General features: G+C 39.0%; 15 protein-coding genes. 9 read left to right on the top strand and 6 right to left on the bottom strand.

The window, feature by feature from the left end:
- Nucleotide 1: 1 nt before the first annotated feature.
- The 8 genes from NYP54_RS04300 (at nucleotide 2) to NYP54_RS04265 (ending at nucleotide 8,146) form a co-directional block, all read left to right on the top strand.
- Nucleotides 2–814: a sulfhydrogenase subunit delta gene (locus tag NYP54_RS04300; protein ID WP_283157310.1), complete on the top strand. Its 813-nt coding sequence runs from the start codon at nucleotides 2–4 to the stop codon at nucleotides 812–814.
- Nucleotides 811–2,136 carry a nickel-dependent hydrogenase large subunit gene (locus tag NYP54_RS04295; protein WP_283157309.1) on the top strand — a complete coding sequence of 442 codons (1,326 nt, stop codon included), beginning with the start codon at nucleotides 811–813 and terminating at the stop codon, nucleotides 2,134–2,136. The genes NYP54_RS04300 and NYP54_RS04295 overlap by 4 nt, the downstream gene beginning before the upstream one ends.
- Before the next feature lie 7 nt (nucleotides 2,137–2,143).
- A complete protein-coding gene (locus NYP54_RS04290) occupies nucleotides 2,144–3,067 on the top strand; it encodes a metal transporter (protein WP_283157308.1) in 924 nt (307 codons plus the stop codon).
- A gap of 126 nt (nucleotides 3,068–3,193) precedes the next feature.
- A complete protein-coding gene (locus NYP54_RS04285; RefSeq protein WP_283157307.1) occupies nucleotides 3,194–4,570 on the top strand; it encodes a leucyl aminopeptidase family protein in 1,377 nt (458 codons plus the stop codon).
- 201 nt (nucleotides 4,571–4,771) lie between these two features.
- A complete protein-coding gene (locus tag NYP54_RS04280) occupies nucleotides 4,772–5,260 on the top strand; it encodes a hypothetical protein (RefSeq protein WP_283157306.1) in 489 nt (162 codons plus the stop codon).
- A 105-nt stretch (nucleotides 5,261–5,365) separates the two neighbouring features.
- Nucleotides 5,366–6,079 carry a TSUP family transporter gene (locus NYP54_RS04275; protein WP_283157305.1) on the top strand — a complete coding sequence of 238 codons (714 nt, stop codon included), beginning with the start codon at nucleotides 5,366–5,368 and terminating at the stop codon, nucleotides 6,077–6,079.
- Between the two features lie 220 nt (nucleotides 6,080–6,299).
- On the top strand, nucleotides 6,300–6,944 hold the full coding sequence (locus NYP54_RS04270) for a DotU family type IV/VI secretion system protein (protein WP_283157304.1): 645 nt from the start codon (nucleotides 6,300–6,302) through the stop codon (nucleotides 6,942–6,944).
- A 23-nt stretch (nucleotides 6,945–6,967) separates the two neighbouring features.
- Nucleotides 6,968–8,146, top strand: coding sequence for a type VI secretion system protein IglI family protein (locus NYP54_RS04265; RefSeq protein WP_283157303.1), 1,179 nt, complete (start codon nucleotides 6,968–6,970; stop codon nucleotides 8,144–8,146).
- Between the two features lie 10 nt (nucleotides 8,147–8,156).
- Here NYP54_RS04265 and NYP54_RS04260 read toward each other — a convergent pair whose 3' ends face one another.
- The 4 genes from NYP54_RS04260 to NYP54_RS04245 all read right to left on the bottom strand — a co-directional run bounded on the left by NYP54_RS04260 (nucleotide 8,157) and on the right by NYP54_RS04245 (nucleotide 14,887).
- Entirely contained in the window at nucleotides 8,157–9,242 is a 1,086-nt protein-coding gene (locus NYP54_RS04260; RefSeq protein WP_283157302.1) for a carbohydrate kinase family protein, read from the bottom strand.
- A gap of 99 nt (nucleotides 9,243–9,341) precedes the next feature.
- Complete coding sequence (gene ppc, locus NYP54_RS04255) at nucleotides 9,342–11,975, bottom strand: phosphoenolpyruvate carboxylase (RefSeq protein WP_283157301.1); 2,634 nt, start codon at nucleotides 11,973–11,975, stop codon at nucleotides 9,342–9,344.
- Between the two features lie 167 nt (nucleotides 11,976–12,142).
- On the bottom strand, nucleotides 12,143–13,426 hold the full coding sequence (locus NYP54_RS04250; RefSeq protein WP_283156274.1) for a transposase: 1,284 nt from the start codon (nucleotides 13,424–13,426) through the stop codon (nucleotides 12,143–12,145).
- Between the two features lie 51 nt (nucleotides 13,427–13,477).
- Nucleotides 13,478–14,887, bottom strand: coding sequence for an IS66 family transposase (locus NYP54_RS04245; protein ID WP_283155714.1), 1,410 nt, complete (start codon nucleotides 14,885–14,887; stop codon nucleotides 13,478–13,480).
- A 653-nt stretch (nucleotides 14,888–15,540) separates the two neighbouring features.
- Between NYP54_RS04245 and NYP54_RS04240 the strand changes: the two genes are divergently transcribed.
- The gene (locus tag NYP54_RS04240) at nucleotides 15,541–17,631 is read left to right on the top strand and encodes an ATP-dependent helicase (RefSeq protein WP_283157300.1); all 2,091 of its coding nucleotides are present in this window, start codon (nucleotides 15,541–15,543) and stop codon (nucleotides 17,629–17,631) included.
- Between the two features lie 18 nt (nucleotides 17,632–17,649).
- On the opposite strand, the gene NYP54_RS04235 is transcribed toward NYP54_RS04240, so the two are convergent.
- On the bottom strand, nucleotides 17,650–18,219 hold the full coding sequence (locus NYP54_RS04235) for a disulfide bond formation protein B (protein ID WP_283157299.1): 570 nt from the start codon (nucleotides 18,217–18,219) through the stop codon (nucleotides 17,650–17,652).
- A gap of 19 nt (nucleotides 18,220–18,238) precedes the next feature.
- Nucleotides 18,239–18,397, bottom strand: coding sequence for a DUF5993 family protein (locus NYP54_RS04230; protein WP_283157298.1), 159 nt, complete (start codon nucleotides 18,395–18,397; stop codon nucleotides 18,239–18,241).
- Nucleotides 18,398–18,430 lie beyond the last annotated feature (33 nt).

Here is an 18,430-nt window from a genome sequence, read left to right as displayed (position 1 = left end):
GATGTCGCATGAGAGTAAATTAAAAGATCTAAGTAACAAACCCACACTTGCTGTGCATAAGTTTAGCTCATGTGATGGTTGTCAATTGGCATTTATTAATGATGGAATTCGTCTGCTGAAATTATCACAATTGGTTGAGATTAAACACTTTGCTGAAGCAGGTCCTGTTGACGAAAATGCCAAGGTCGATATTGCGATTATTGAAGGCAGTATTAATACCAAGCATGATGTACAGCGCATTCAAAAGATTCGTGAAAACAGCAAATATCTTATTGCGATGGGCGCATGTGCGACAACAGGTGGCATTCAAGCCTTAAGAAATAATATTAATCGCCAACAGTTTGAAGGTTGGATGAAAGATGTTTACCCGCAACACACCGATGTGATTGACAAAATGGAATTAGATACCGCAAAACCGATTGAGGATTATGTCAGCGTTGATTTTGAAATCAGAGGATGTCCGGTAAGCTCAGAGCAGATGTATCACACGGTGCGTCAATTGTTATTTAAAGTAGAGCCAGAAAAGGTGGTCGAGCCTGTCTGCACATCGTGTAAACATCGTGGAATCACCTGTGTGATGGTTGCACGTAATGAACCGTGCTTGGGTCCTGTGACGGCTAATGGTTGTGATGCACTTTGTCCGCATATTAATCGCGGATGTTATGGCTGTTATGGTGCGGCAAAATATGCCAATTTTGATGCGATGACGGCAAAGCTAAAATCAATGGGGCTAACCGATGAACAGATTGCGCATAAATATCATTTTATCAATAATCAGCAACAAGGTTTCAAGCAGGCTGGAGATAACACATGAGTAATCAAATGAATACGACAAATAACACCAAAACAACGAAAATAGAAGTGCCTATTTTGGCACGTGTCGAAGGTGAAGGTGCGCTTGATTTAGAGATTAATAACAATGAAATCACCAAATGTCATGTGCGTATTTATGAGCCACCACGCTATTTTGAGAAGTTCTTAGAAGGACGTCAGCCGAATGAAATCATTGATGCGGTAGCACGCATTTGTGGTATTTGCCCGATGGCGTACCAAATGAGTGTCGTGACCTTGATGGAGAAAGCCTTTGAGGTAGAAGTGACCCCTTGGGTGCATGAGATGCGACGCGTGATGTATCTTGGTGAATGGATGGAGTCGCATTATTTGCATACGCATATTTTAGCTGCTCCTGATTTTTTGAAGTATCACTCAGCGATTGAGATGGCAAAAGATTTTCCTAATGAAGTCAAGCGTGGAGTGAGATTACAGCATTTAGGCAATGATATTTTGTCATTATTTGGTGGCAGATCGGTGCATCCAGGGGCGATTAAAGTCGGTGGATTCTATCGAGCGCCTAAGCCTAAAGAGATCAAAGCACTCATCCCACGACTACAAGAAGCGCTAAAAGATGCCAAAGATGTTGTGATGTGGTTTGCCCAATTACCTTATCCTGATGTCTGCTTTGATGAAGTATTACAAGTGGCATTAACCGATGTCAGTGGACAGTATCCAGTAATTGCTGAACATGTCGTAACCAACAGAGGTGAGTGTTTTCCAATTGAAGAATGGGATGAGCATTTCTATGAATTTCATGCGCCACAATCAACAGCACTTCATTCAACACGCGATGGACAACCCTATTTAACAACACCATTAACACGTTTGAATTTGAATTTTGATAAACTACCCAAAGAGGTTCAAGCGCTTGCTAATAGTACGGGCATTTCGTTTCCAAGTAATAATATTTTTCATAGTATTTTGGCGCGATCGATTGAATGCTATTACGCGATTGGTGAGATACTGCGTATATTTGAAGCGTATGAATATCCTGATAAACCTTATGTTGATGTGAGCTTTAAGGCAGGCAAGGCGTGGGGTGCGACAGAGGCACCTCGTGGAATTCAGATTGACTACTTTGAGTTTGATGACAAAGGATATGCGACAAAAATCCGTATTACACCGCCAACTGCGCAAAACTTAGCTTGTATGGAGGCGGATCTTAAGCAATCATTAACCAAGTTTGGGCTGGATAAATCAGACGATGAATTAAGGCAGCATGCTGAAATGGTGATTCGTAATTACGATCCATGTATTTCATGTTCGGCACATTTTCTGACATTGAATATTAAGCGCGCATGAGGTTGTTATGCATAGAAGGTTCTTTCGTGGATTTATTTTTATTAGCTTGCTGATATGGCTTATTTTTAGCGTTGCCTTTTATCAGCATTTAAGTCTTTTAGGTATCGTGTTTGTTGCTTTTATGTTGGGACTTAGGCATGGCTTTGATGTCGATCATATCGTCGCCATTGATAATGTGACACGCCAATTAGCACAAAAAGGCAAATCCAGTGTGACAACTGGCTTATTCTTTGCGTTAGGGCATTCTAGTGTTGTGTTTTTGCTGACATTGCTCGTTATTTTAGGGGTAAGCCTAAGTAAGGCGGAGAGTCTTGGTATCATTGGTATTGGCGCTGTGATTGGATCGGTTGTATCAATTGCTTTTTTGTGGCTTACAGGAGGCATGAATGTATTATCACTGTATAAGCTCATTAAACATCAACAAAACACACATACACATTCGCCCTTAACACGTTGGTTTAAGCCTTTATTTAAAATGGTTGATAAGCCTTATAAAATGTATCCAGTTGGTTTTTTATTTGGTCTTGGCTTTGATACAGCCACTGAAATTGCACTTTTAGGATTAGCAGCAACAGCATCACTAAGTGGTGAATCGATCTGGCTTATTTTGGCATTACCAATTGCCTTTGCGCTTGGTATGACTTGGGTTGATTCATTAGATGCATTATTAATGACAAAGCTCATCAATGCTCAAAAAATAAATGAGCAGGTCTTTCGTCGCTATAATATTGCGATACTATTGATCGTGATCAGTGCGTCGTTTATTGTCGGATTTATTCAGTTATTTGGATTGTTTGACCTTGATGTCTATGGCGCAATTGCTTTTGTCAGTGATCACTCACCGTGGTTTGGTGGCGGTTTAGTGTTGTTGCTACTGGGTGTGTTTTTCGTGGTGGCATTAAAAAAACGATCAGTGTTACGATTAAGTTGATTATCCGAGTTACTTAAACCAAGAACACCAAAATGATTAGTCAGCAGTATATTTTGCAGGTGAGGCTTTCAAATCCTTGGTAATCCTTTAATATACTTCCATCAATTAAGTTGTTGCGAGGTTATTATGGCATTTTCATGTTTTTACAAAACAATCAAAAAAGAAGCAGTTGAATTAATTGTTGTCCCTGTTGGGCAATATCAAGATTGGTTGGTACAGCAAGCACAATCAAAGCAAAATACGCTTAAAGCGCAAAATTTTAAAGCAATCTCGGGTAAGAGTGCTTTATTTTTTAATAGTGATGGCGAGTTATCTGCAGCATTAGTCGTTGTTGATGTTAAAGACATGTGGTCAATGGCAAGCTTATGCCAGTCATTGCCGCATGGTGATTATCAGATTGTAGATCCTTTTGATGTTGTGGATTCCGAGCTTTTCTATTTGGCATTTGGTTTAGGCTGTTATCAGTTTCTAACGTATAAGTCAGACAAAAAGACTAATACCATTAAATTATATTTACCTAAGAAGTTTGCAGAGGTTGAAAAAACTTTGCGCGCGATTTATTTAGTGCGCGATATGATCAATACCCCAGCTGAAGATATGGGTCCTGAAGAGATTGCACGACAAACTCAGAAATTAGCGCAAACCTTCTCGGCTACTTTTTCAGAAATCGTGGGTGATGATCTACTAGCAAAAGGCTATCGCGGTATTCATGCGGTGGGACGTGCGAGTGTCAGAGCGCCAAGACGCATTCGCCTAGATTGGGGTAATGAAGCACATCCGCATATTGTGCTTGTTGGTAAGGGTGTGGTTTTTGATACCGGTGGTTTGGATATTAAACCGGCCAGTGGCATGCTCTTGATGCATAAAGATATGGGTGGATCAGCACAAGTTTTAGGATTAGCGCGCTTGATTATGGATACACAATTGCCAGTGCGTTTAACTGTCCTTATTTCAGCGGTTGAAAATGCGATTTCAGGCAATGCCTATCGCCCAAGTGATGTGATTAAAATGTATAATGGTACAACGGTTGAGGTGACCAATACCGATGCTGAAGGGCGGATTGTATTAGCTGATATTTTAACTGAAGCAACCCGTGAGAAACCAAATCTTGTGATGGATTTTGCGACATTAACGGGAGCAGCGCGCATTGCCGTTGGTACTGAGATGTCAGCATTTTTTGCCAATGATGAGGAGTGGGCGCATAAGCTAAGCCTAGCAGCAGAGAAAGTGCAAGACCCAGTTTGGCGTATGCCGCTATATACCTCTTATCGCAAACTATTAGATAGTCAGGTAGCAGATATTAAAAACTGTGCTTCTGTGCCATACGCTGGCAGTATTAGTGCAGCATTATTTTTACAAAGCTTTATTGAGCATAATACCCCATGGCTTCATTTTGATTTAATGGCATGGAATATCTCAAATATGCCAGGAAGAATGATTGGCGGCGAGGCAATGGGCATTCGCGCAGCATATGAGATGCTTAAAACACACCTAGGTGTCTGACGACCACCAAATAACATTGACAAAATACCATAGCAATAAGGAAGAAATAAATTATGCTATTTGTTACCTCTTCCCCTGTGGGATTGCTCGCGCAGCATAAGCTGCGTGGGTGAGGGTTAATTAGACTTATTCTTCATTTGTTCTATCTTAGCCTAAAAAGTCAACTATACTTGTTGCAGGATGATGCAATGAGGAAAGCTTATGGTAGTAATTGCAAACACAATGATTGAATCCTTTTATGATCTGATCGGTGAGGCGCAAAAAGTTGTTGGCATTGAACTTGATGTCGAGATTGAGGCATTCGTTGTTTATGCTTTATTAAGAAATGTCAAATATACTGAGCTTAAAGATATGACCTTTGCGCAAAGCCTATTAACTGGCATCGCGCATAAAAATACTGATGAGCTTGAAAAAGTGCTGGATTGCTCTTTAATCTACGCTGGATGGTATCCAAAACGCGCACAAAAATTAGGTTTATCACCATCTTATTTTAGTGATATTGGTAAAACAGCGAGTCTAGAGCTTGCTTATTATTATCGAATACTGAAATCTTCTTATCAGAAAACCTATGCTAAAATCTCCGAGGAATTTGACAAACTTGTGATGTTGTTGCAGTCATTTTTAAGCGCGCAAGAAGTTCAAAAAATTTATACACAAGGATTTTTCCCAGTTAATCACAAAAATAGTTAGGAACTCTTTCAAATAACCAGTACATTATAGCTTCTAACGAATGGTTGGTATGAAGTGATTAGTATGGAGCACATCTCGTTTTTATCTGGTGCTTTTGTTTTTGTAATGATTTTTTTCGCGGGTTTTGTTGATTGTATTGCCGGTGGTGGTGGCATGATCACTATCCCAACGTATTTAAGCGTTGGTGTGCCACCGCATTTGGTATTGGGTACCAATAAAATGGTCATGTCGATGGGTACACTTTCTGCCGTCATCCGTTTGCTGTGTTCGGTAAAGGTTTATTGGCGTACGATTATCTTAGGTGTTGTATTAGCATTTATCGGCTCTTTATTGGGTGCGAAGCTGATTAGTCATCTGGTGAGTTATCAGCTGATGACGATCTTGTTGCTTATTATTATTCCGACGATTTTAATTATTGGTGCATTTAAAAACTACCGTTCGGAAAGTAACTACACGTTGACACCGAAATTTTATCTGCATTTGGGTTTGGTGTGTTTTATTGTTGGCGCCTATGATGGCTTTTTTGGTCCGGGTACTGGAACCTTTTTGTTCTTAGGCTTTATGTATATTTTGTCGATGTCAGCCAAAGAGTCCGTGACGAATGCCAAAATTGTTAATTTATCGGCGAACTTTGGTGCTTTGATTTACTTTTTATGGACGGGCAATATTGATTGGTACATCGTGATGATCGCTTTGCCTGCGGCGATGATGGGCTATTTGTTGGGCGCGCAATTTGTGCTTAAGGCGAATGTTAAATGGCTTAAGAAGATTGTTATGCTAGTGCTTTTGGGACTGATGATTAAGTTGTTATTTTTTTAATTTTTTTAATCAGTATAAATCCAAATGTTTTGCTTCTTAGTGACTAGACATATTTGTTTGCTGTGGTAGTATCTTGCTGTATACATAGCGATAATTGATCGCATGATTTTGTTACAAAGCAGCGAAGGCTAAACTGTGAAAAGGAATCAGCACAATCGTTTCATCTGATTTAATCGGTGAGATAAACGTGCTAATAACAAGATAAAGGAAGGTTGAAACAATGCAAAGTGAACTTCAATTATTATCGCAGTTAAGCGATTTAGTCTATTCAGCAAGTGATTTTAAAAAAACGCTCATGCTTAATAATGCGGGTAAAACAAGTGATCAAGAGGTTCTCAAATTTCGTGAGAAAATTCGGGCACAACTATTAGCGATGCAAAATCAGCTTAATACCGACTATAGTAGTAAAATTGCTGAGTTTATCCTTTTTCCGATTATTGCTAATATCGATGAGAAGTTTATGTTATTGATTACTGAGCGTGAGTTGCCCTGTCATTGGGATACCTTACAAGCTGAGTTTTATGGGCGCACTGATGGTGGTGAGTTTGTTTTTGATGTATTAGATGAAGTGATATCAAATAAAATATATCCTAAAATCAGCTATGAAGTGCTTCTTATGGTATTGCAAGATGACTTTTTAGGGAAATATTACCACAACCCAAATCATGCCGAGCGCCACCAGTATATTTCACGCGTCAAATCGATATTAAAGGACTTTAATCAAAATACTAATATAAACGAAGAGGTTGTTGCCACAACAACGTCACGTCAGCAGATGCCCAATAGTCGTAAAGCGCAGAATATCGTCTGGGGTGTTATTGCAATATGTATTTTGGTGCCGCTTGGCATTTACTTTTTTGCGTAACAAGGAAAACAAGGAGGATAGATATGCAGTTAGCATTCTTAAGCGAGATTGAAGATATTGTGCAGCTTAAGCGCTTAAATCCGATGTTGATGAGTGGCATTGTGCATCAATATCAAGAAGGAAAGTATGAAGCAGTTATCGAGGCAATTAGCCAATATGTTGAGGAAACCAAAAGCATAGATGTCTATATTCTTTTTATGGGGTATGCCGCGGATTTGTTTTTGAGCGCAAAATCTTTGGAAGATATTAACACAAGTATTAAGGCTTATGATCAGCAGTTAAATTTACTATCGGGACGTTTATCTCCTTTAGAGCGTTTTGATACCACGTTACTCAGTGGCATTGATATCTTTGTGCAAATGTTGGATATGAAAATAACCGCTGAAATTAAGCAGGTTAAGGTCTTTGATGTCGATGCGTTGGTTGAGTCCTATGAATTATTATTAGATACCGTGCAAAGCCTAACCTCAATACAACTGGAGTTAGACTCACGTAAGTCGGTATTAACAACGAACAAAACGATCAAAGAGCTTAAGTTTGCGATTAAGCGGCTACTTGATAAAGAGCAGCAAAATGAAACTTCAACGACTGGTGTTGATGAGGCAAGTGAATCTGTGACAAAACAAGTCCCACAAAAGGAAACTAAAAATCGTTATATTGATGAGTTTGCTTCAGTCAAATGGTATAAGTTCGTCAAAAAAGTACTGATTTTACAAAGCATGATCAATGCAAAACGTTTTTTTGAGGCAGCAATCGTTTATGAGGATATGCAAAAAGAGCTGACACATTTTGACCCAAAAGATTATTTTCCAGGACTCTTTTTCCCGCTATATAAAAATCTAGCACCCAATGCACGAACGATTTACAAGCATATTGAGCAGAACTCTAATTCATTGGAATGGCATATTGCCAAGAAGCTCTATCAAAGTGATCCAATGCGTTTTTTACGTGATTTACCCAATATGGCAGAGAATAATTATCATGATGAGCAATTTCATCAAGGTGATTATGCCGAACCTATGCAAAATGAAGGGCGTAAGTTGATGGAAGATGTCAGTCTGTTATCAGAAAGTGAAGATATTCGTTTTAAAGAAGACATTGTCGATGATCAAGAAGAGTCGCTCATTGACGATAATGAAATCGATCATTTATTGGAGGAAATTGAAGGTGTTTGGGATCAAGCAGGTTTATCGAAAGAATAAAGCAGAAAACTTACCACTCAACAATACTTAAGGTGTTAGGGACATCGGCAATTTTAGCTGCAATGGTCTCTTTATCTAAAAGTCCTGTTTTAGCATCGTGGTATTGAATCACCGAAGCGCTATTAATCAGACCATAGCAAATCGCAGTGCGTACATTCTCACCAGCATATATCGCACCACAAAAGCTTGAACCAAAAGCGTCTCCTGCACCTAGTGTGTTGACAACGTTATCAATCTTAAGTGCCGGATGAAAGTACATTTTCTTCTCGGTCGCGACATAAACTCCTTCGCTGCCATCGGTAACGACAACGATGCGAGGTCCTAAGCTCAATGCTTTTTGAAAGAAAGCTTTTAATGAGAAAAAATTATCTTGATAAACAGGTTGAGCTTGCAGTAGGTTTTGGTGATGATCCATTGCTGTTTCATCCGTTGGGTTATCTTCGCAACTTAATAAAGAGCTCATGAGCTTCTGCGCTTCTTGATAATTCATAATCAAGATATCAATACCGCTTAAAGCCTCCAAAATAAAGCTACTACCAACTTCAAGTTGGCTATAACCAGGATTAATGGCAACTTTGGTATTACATACTTTGGCGAATTTGACAATTTGTGGCAGCTGTGCGGCAGAGGCTTTGCTAAGGGATGTGACATAGACAAAATCAGCTTCTTCAATTGCCGCAACTGGTAGATCTTCGGTTAATAAGTCGCGATTAGCTCCGCGATAAGCAAAGATCGTACGATCACCCTTAAGTGATGGTACAACATAAGAAGTCGCCGTGCCATAGTGATTAGAGTAGCGCACAATTGAGGTATCAACCCCTTGCGATTTCAGCTCTTCCAGAAGTGACTTACCAATATTGTCTTTGCCGACTTTGCCAAAAAAACGCACGTTAAATCCAAGCTTTTGCAAGGAAACAGCTGCATTAGTCGCACCACCGCCACTAAAGCATTTCTGATCAGTAACCTCGATTTTGGCGCCTTCCTCAAGTAATAAATAGGATTGCTTGGCGAATGGCTTTTGGATTTCCATGGTTTCCATTTGTTCGTATTCGATAATTGTGTCTAATGTTGCACCACCGATGGTCAAAGCTTTCATATGTGGGCTTACTCCAGTAAAACATTAATGATAGATATTGTGCCTTAATTTTTAGCAGGTGTCATGAATGTAATGATGTAGAAGTTGCTATGATTTAAATTAGCCGGTGTTTTTCATGCCAGCAGCAATGCCGGAAATCGATAGCATTAGTACATCTTCATAGATGGTTTCTTCTTCAGTGCTTAGATTACCTTTTGCTAGTTTGTGTAAAGTCGATGCTTGTAACAAATTCAAGGGATCAATATACGGTGTACGATAGTGGATGGCTGAGTATTTGGATGCGGCATGACCATCATCGGTTAGTGTATTTAACAAGCTATTAACCTTGATCATGCTGTTGAGTCGCAAACGCAGATCCTGACCATAATTCTGTAAATTTAAAGAGAGCCCATCATCATAAAACTGAGCAATTTCGGGAGATGTTTTTAATAGTGTCATATCTAAAAGATCAATCAAGTTTTTGAAAAATGGCCAGTTTTTTAACATCTCTTTGATCAAAGATTTATCTGTAGCTAATGCGGATTGTAAGGCTGATTCCATCCCAAGCCAGCTAGGCAAAATCAAGCGAGTTTGCGTCCAAGCAAAGATATAAGGGATCGCTCTTAAGCTTTCTAAACGCGCTGAGGGTTTGCGCTTAGCAGGGCGGCTGCCAATACATAGTTTACCAAGCGCGCTAGCAGGTGTTGCCTGTGTGAAATATGCCATAAATGCCTCATCATGCACAACATGGCGATAGTCTGAGGCTGATTGGTCGCTCATTTGATCCATTAATGTCTGCCAATTGTCATGTGCTTCTATCGGAGGTGTCAACGTGGCTGCTAAAACAGAGTTGGTATATAGAATGAAGTTCTCTAAGGCATTTTCTTTGGAGCCAAATTTTTTATGAATGACCTCACCTTGCTCGGTGACTTTGATCCAGCCATTAACCGTATGGGGTGGTAACGATAATAATGCTGATTGAATAGGTCCGCCACCGCGACCAACCGAGCCACCGCGACCATGGAAGAAACACAGTTTGATATCATGCGCTTTACCTACCTCAAGCATTTGTTGTTGGGCTTTATAAAGCTGCCAGCTTGCGGCAAGCTTACCGGCATCTTTGGCAGAATCTGAATAGCCAATCATCACTTCTTGATTGCCTTTAGTGTGTTCTTTGTACCAGTTAAGTTGAAATAACTGTGATAGGGTTTCAGCACTTCCTTTTAAGTCATTTAATGTCTCAAATAATGGCACAACTGGTAAGTAGCCTTTAATGTGGCAGGATTTTTGCAACAAAAGAACGCTTAAAACATCAGAAGGTTGCGATGCCATCGAGATAACATAGGAACCAAATTGATCACGTGGCAATTTGGCAATAGTTTGGAAGGTGTCAATTAATTCTTGTTCATCGTCATTAAAAGGGCAGTCATCATCAAACAATGGGCGCTTACTTTGCAGCTCTTTGATTAACCATGTGATTTTTTGTGACTCATTTAATTGCCAGTAATCGCCTAGCTCAAGATATTGATAAATGCGTGCGATCACCTCACTATGGCGTGAGGATTCCTGCCGGATATCCAGTTTCACAAGATGTAAACCAAAGGTGTGAATCTTGCGTATTAAATCTTCAAGGGTGTCTTGTGCAATTGCCGTGGCATTGTTTTGAATTAAGCTGTTATAAATAAGATAAAGTGGATCGAGCACCTCTTCAACACTTTGGATACACGCACTTTCTAAACGAAAGCGCTTTTTGATAATACGTTGTTGATACCAGTCAATGGTGTAGATAAGACGATCTCGTAATTGCCTTAATAGCACACGATAGGGTTCATGCTCGTTGCTTGTCAATGTGCTAATTTCGTGATTACAGGCATTAATCGACAGCTCTTGAATCAGTTCGGTGACGTCATTTAAAATCAAGGTCATTGCTCGCCAGCGATAGAGCATAACCACTTGTTCGGTGATATTGGCGGTGACATACGGGTTGCCATCGCGATCACCACCCATCCAGCTGCCAAACTTAAGCGGTGTTTGATTAAGGGTAAGAGGTGTGAGACCACTATCCAACAGTGCGCAATTAATCCGGCGAAAATACTGAGGAACACTGTGCCAAAAAGCCTCCTCCACCACCGCACAACCCCATTTGGCTTCCTCAATCGGTGTTGGGCGCTTGCGACGAATCTCATCCGTAAGCCATAAATTGCTGATAATAACATGTAATTTACGATCAATATCTACTTTGTCATACGTTGTTTTGGCTTCTTTACGCCATTTGATCAACTCACTGATTTGGTTGTATTTTTGGACATTGGTGCGGCGTTTGACTTCCGTTGGATGGGCTGTTAATACCAAGGTGATTGATAACTGTTGGATAATGTCTTCAATCTCAGCGGACTTTACACCAGCATGAGAGGCATTAGCAATAATTTCATTTAAGCTATTTGTCGGTGTTTCAATATCAATGCGATGGACGTTTTCAACAATATTAACCAGGTTAAGAAAATGACCAAAGGCACGTGCAACAATAATACTTTGTTTGGCATCAAGACTTTGGATATAGTGATATAGATCCTTAAAAGAGCTATCTTGACCAGTTTGAATATGAATCGCACTTTGGCGGATCTTCTCAACAATAGCTAAGCCAGCTTCGCCAGTTTGGCATTCGATGACTTTTCCTAAAATATTGCCTAGTAGCTCAATATCATCTTTGACCGTTTTTGCATAGGGTGCTTCTTTTACGCTTGTTGTTGGCATATATCCTCCTTGTGTTGCAAAATTTGCATCCTCATTATTCCTCAATAAATTATTGAAGTAAAACGTAAACTCTAGCAATTTTTGTTAACGATTTTGCATATTTCATGGGGGTAGCTAATTTACAATAACTTACATAAAAACTCTAAATACTGAAAACTCCCCATTTTTTAAATTTCTCCTCGCCCAATAAAATTCAATATGGCTTTTAAGTCTGCTTGGCTTATCTGATGCTCTTCAATAAACTGATCTACGCGTAGTTTTGCAAGATATGTTTTCATTCCTTCCAAGATGTAATGCCTTGTTACTTCACCTGATTTAGAGCCGCCAAGCTGTGCAATCAATACAACAAAGTCATCATAAACTTCACCTTGACCAATCTCATATAAATAAGATGCAACAAAGAAACCAATAGCAGTAATGGCTTTAATCCCTTCAAAGTCTTTTATCCTAAACTCTTCCCAGCCTAACTCACCTTTGATAAATTTAAACACACCCTCAATACGAGAGCGCTTTAAATAGCAATCATAAACGTTGTAAACGTCATATTGATTCATAAGCTCCTTATTTGTGATTAAAAGCATCGGTTCGTCAAAAGCTTCTTTGCCCTTGCGATCAAGCAGCGTCATTAAAACAACATGATACTGCCCAATCTTCTGCCATTTGGCCTTGATCACGCAATCCTGAAAACAGCGTCCACTGATATACAGCTTTTGAATACAGAAAGTATATGAATGTTCAAAGGCGTGATCTATCAATTTCCCTTTTTGCTCCTTATCACCGCTTAAGCCTGAAACCGTCCTGCTTTTCTTCAATCGTATGACAAACTCATCTTTCATTTCCTGTATAAAATCAAAGTACTCGCTATCATCAAACTCACGATCTAATACATGCGTAATATTCAATGTTGAATTCTTTTCTTTTAAGGCGTTAGAGCAGGATTTAATATGCTTTAATGCTACGCGCTTTGAAGTCAAATAACTATCGTCATCATAGGCTTCTTTAGACTCCTGTGAAATCACGATATCCGCACCAGAATTCAACTGTTCAATCGTTTCTTTTGATAAAAACTCTGGCTGCTTGTTGCTGTATAGCTCATGACCCAATAAATCAATCTGTTTATTATCTAAATTAACGGCAATTGTATTGAAGCTGCTGTAGCCATTGATGGTTTTCTTATTCAGATCCTTTACTTTTCCTATATGCTCTGCCTGCTTGGTATATTTTTTGCGTATCTCACTGGGATCATGAATCAAAATAACATTATCGGAAGCTTCATATTTCTTGGCTGCTTCAGTACATAGTACTTCACTAATTTGCTCGGGATCAAAGTCATTTAGCTTATTGTCACCTGTAATTGTCCGTCTCAATTTTTCGTACTCCTTTTGGCTGCTACTGATTGAATAAAGGTTTAAACTGCCATGCTCTAAAACCTTTTCCAGTATGGTCTTCACATTTTTTAAAAGACACCTTTGATGTCATTTTGGTAACTACCCAGCAGCTTGTTAATTGAACTGTGGAACTTTGCCATTAAAGACATCCGCAATGGTATCAATAATCTTCCAACCCTGTTTGCGAGCAGTCGATAATAATGTGCGAATACGCACAAACTTTTGAGCGCCAGTTTCACTACGAAAACAGCCTGATACCTTTTGTTTTACCTTCATCATGCGCAAGTCATTTTCAGCCTGATTATTAGTAAAAGGAACTTCTGAATCATAGATAAATCTAAGCACGTCATTCTTGTAATCACGCAATCGTAATAATAAGTTGTGCCCCGTTCGTCGTTTTTTCTTACCTCGTTTACCAGTGCTTGCTAAAGGCATCAAAATCTCATGGTATTTAAGACCATCAGCTACAATCCGATCATAAATTTTGCTGATTAAAGCCTGTTTATCAGGCAATAACACTGATTGATCAGATATATTCACCAAGTGACAGCTCTTCCTCAATAATCTCATCATACGTTTTGCCCAAATCTCGCCATCTTCAGCTAAAGATCGTAACTCACGCAAGTGATGAGCATTGCATAATGCATGACTTACACCTTCAAGTGTAAAATAGGATCTCCAATGATCATGAACCACCACACCTGTTAGACCAGTCAGTAGAGATTTACGCTTAGGACTCACGTGATAAAAAGTATAGTCCGCATTTGAACAAACATGTAACCATTGGGTTTTTGAGCATATGCGATAACCAGTTTCATCTAGATGTTTAACTGGAGCACTTTTTAGCTTATCAAACACCATTTGCTCGAACTCAATCAATTGATCAGCACATGTTTGACTAAACTCTGCAATACTGGCTTTTGCTACACTGACACCAAATAAATCCTCTAACAACTGCTGAACGCGTTGCTCAGGAATAAAGTGTTGATTTTGCAAATACGTCGTATAGCTTTTTAGGTTATTGCCATACTGCACTGGCGCATTAATACCTTCTGGAAAACTTGCCGTCGTATATTTCTGACAGTTCGGACAACACTTTTTCTCATGACAATATTCAATCACCTTAAGCTTTGGCATTTCAGGTAGATCATGTAACTGGCGTCTTACATAGCCTTGTGCTTTTGTGTCACTTAAATCGCTCTGGCAATGATCGCAACTCGTTACAGATTTAGTCACGACTTCATCTGGTTTAGCTTGCCAAAGATTGCTACCATTATGATCTTTTTGACCACCTGATTTCTTCTTGGTAGCCTTGGATTTAAGTTTACCTTTTTCGCTGACACTGTTATTTTTGTTAGGACGTGACAAACCATCGCTTGAAGGCGGTTTTGAGCTGTTACGACTATTCTTGGAAAGCCGCTTCTTAAGTTGCTCAATCTCCTCTTTTAATCGAGCATTTTCACGCTCAAGCGTGTCGATTCTAGCCAATAGCTCTTGAATCATTTTTTCTAGTTTCATATCCATCGATCAAATTACGCCATATTTATTTGCAAATGAAAACATCAAATCTGGAAAAATTGCCAAAAATTACTGTTTATCAAAATCTAACCTGCTGGGTAGTTACTCATTTTGTTTAATAATTTACTCATGTGATCACCAAAAGTAGTGTGCGACATCCTTGTGATTCCTCTTCTTATATCATTGCTTCGGACGTATTGTACACGCGTTTAAATTTTTGGGGAGTTTTCAGTGTAATGGGAATTACTGTTTCATTACCAAAAACTTAGTTACAATGCGAGTCTATTGTTAACAGGAGCCTTATTCGTGACTATTGCTAAGAGTGCAGCTGTTTTGCTGATATTGCTATTGACCACCTATTTAAGTTATATCTACTTGGGAGCGTATCGTATTGCGTTTGCTTATTTTGTTAGTTGGGTTTTAGCTATCTTTGTTTTTTGTCTCATGCTGTATGCGATGCGCTCTTTTGTGAAAGAGGAAAAAACCTTAACGTTAGCAAGTTACTTGCATTGCTTATTTAGCGACATCTCTATGGCAATAAAACATATTGCTGCATTCTTGTTAATATCATTCAAATCATTCACTTTTTTAATAATTGGTAAGCTTGTTAGCGTTAGCAAAAATAGCGTGAAAGATAAGAAGCGAAAAAGTATTAACTAATGAATAAGATGACAACCATTTGCTATACCCCTGAACAACAGGCGATTATTGAGCATAACCTATCTCAGCATGCATTAGTCTCTGCCGTTGCTGGTAGTGGTAAAACACAAACCTTAATTGCTCGCATTGAGTTTTTACTAAAAAATGCGGTGAATCCCAGTGAGATTTTGGTGCTTATGTTTAATAAATCTGCAACGAATGACTTCACGCGAAGATTAAACGCGCTCAACATGAATGCCGTGATAGATATCAAGACCTTTCATGCATTAGGACTTAAAACAGTTGGTTTTTTAGAGAAAGAAGGACTATTGCCAGCTGCGCAATTAATCGATAAAAAAAGTACACTTGAGAAGTTAGTGCGAGAAGCACTGCAGAAAACTAATCAGCTCCTTAATGAAAAGGAGCCAATAACACCGGAGATTATTGATCGTTATCAACAATATATCGGGCTTTTGAAATCAAGCTTGGATCTTAAAAAGATGCTTAAGCAGATAGAGCTGTCTGAGCAAGGTAAAGTGGAAAGCTTTTTTCGTTTCTATGAGCAGCTAAGAGTACATTATCGCTGGCGGACATTTGATGACTTGTTGTATGAGCCCATGAAAGTATTGAGTGCTAACAAAACGCTAGCAGCGCGCTTTGGTAATCGCTACCGTTATGTCATAGTTGACGAGTATCAAGATATCAATGATGTACAGCAATCATTGCTTAAATTGATTTCAAGTAATGCTCAGTCGGTAATGGCAGTTGGCGATATCGATCAAACAATTTATGAATGGCGTGGTTCACGACCCTTTTATATGCTTAAGGGTTTTGCGCAAGATTTCAAAAATGCTAAAACCTACACTTTATCACTAACCTTTCGTTATGGGCATTTGCTATCAGTGATGGCAAATGAAGTGATTCAACATAATAAGCAACGGTTAAAAACATTATGCTTCTCAGCACCTGAAGCGGCAAAAAAAACCGATGTGAATATCATCAGTAAAAATAAATTGAAGCTATTGATTCAAGAGGTTGCGAAAAGCATTCGTGATGGCGAATATAAGCTTCAAGATATTACGGTTTTAGTCAGAAAATACAGCTCAGGCGTGCTGCTAGAGCTATCTTGTTTGCAAGAAGGTCTAGATTACCATATTGCCGGTGGTCAAAGCGTATTTAAACTGCCATTAACACAATCGATTTTTGGTTATTTATCTTTAGTGGATAAGGGGAAATATTTTCAGCAATTCCCAGAGCAGGTACGCAAAGAAAAAATCATGCAAATGCTATCGCTTCCTGGCTTATATCTAAATATCTCGCAACTGGAGTGTTTAAGCGAGTTACTCAGTGTAAATGCATTAAAACCAATGATTGCCTTGCAAAGCTTCAAGCAGCAATATGATCTGCCATTTTATCAAGTATCACGCATTAAAGAGCGTCTTGAACTTTGGCAAAGCATGCTTGATGTTAAGCCAAAAACACCAGCGTCAACGGTGGTTAAGATGCTATATACACTACTGGATCTCTCGAGCTACTTGGCAAAAAAGGCGGCAGTCAGTCCTGTCTACACTGATAGTGATGTCGCTGATGCGTGGCTTAATTTTAGCTTGGAAACAAAGCAGACAATCACTGAATTTTTAGATCATTTTAATGCTTTGCAGGTGCAGGCAAATCTATCAAAGCATGATAAAAATGGGTTGCTTATTAGCTCAATTCATAAAGCAAAAGGTTTGCAGTGGCAGCATGTCATTCTATGTGATATGACAGAGCAAAGCTTTTTTAGTAATAGCAAAGACAAACCGCCTACCAATGATGAAATAGAAAGTGAACGTCGTTTGTTTTATGTAGCGATCACGCGCGCGATTTCAAAGCTTAGTATTGTCGCGGGCAATGATGTTGCGAAGCTTAATAAATGGTTTTTTGAAGGTATCAGTGGCGCGCCACAGGGTTTGCGTAAAACCAATTCAGTACGCTTTTTATATGAGAGTCATCTGCATCAATGTGAGATGTTGCTAAAAGCGCACTTGGATCAAGATGAGATTATGTTAAAACAAAAATCAAAACACAGTGCCCCAATGGCGAATTACCTTAAGAAATTAACAACAGCATAAAGCGCTGATGTGTATTTGTTAGAGCATATAAGCCACTGGGTTGTCAGGACATTCACTTAATCCGCATTCGGCAAAAGTAGAAATTAAATTGGCAGCTATAATAAATACAAATAGCGCAAAGACAATGTGAGTAAATATTTTTATTTTCTTACCTTTCGCTTCTGCGATTTCATCTTTATTGGCTTTGATTTCATATTGTGATGATAACCCTAATGCAATAGCAATATAAATAATAGCTATAATGCAAAGCACAAATACCCACGTATACATATGTAGACCTAGAACGGCTGAGCCATAACCATGTGGGTCATTGATGTGAAGTGCGATTTGGCGCATAGCAACAAATGAAGTTAGTACGGCTGAGAGTAATGATAAGCTATAGTGAGCAGGGCGCACGTGATACCTTATATTAAGTAAAAAACCGAAAGCAATACCCAGTAGTCCTAGGCGTTGAAGTAAACATAAAGGGCAAGGAAGTTCACCTAATATAAATTGAAAAGAAAAAGCCATCACGATAACAAGGACAATGGCAAGTATTTCGATGGCATTGAGGCACTTTACGAAGTTGTTTATTTTTGATCGTTGCATGTTTAAGCTCCTGTTCCCATTAAAAATATAAACCAAGATGATCTGTGGCGTGATGTAAAAATACAAGTCCCATCGCAATAAGGAAAACGCAAAAGAATATAAACCCCATTGTGCGATGCATCCATGCGCTAATAACACTTATTAGTAGTAAGAAAAAAACGATTAATATTCCAGGCATATGATTACTCCATTCATTTTTGTGATATCCAAA

It is taken from the genome of Cysteiniphilum sp. QT6929, from assembly GCF_030035755.1.
GTDB classification, from domain to species: domain Bacteria; phylum Pseudomonadota; class Gammaproteobacteria; order Francisellales; family Francisellaceae; genus Caedibacter; species Caedibacter litoralis.
The sequence above is the reverse complement of the archived record's forward strand: the minus strand, read 5'-3'. Positions and strand labels throughout refer to the sequence as shown.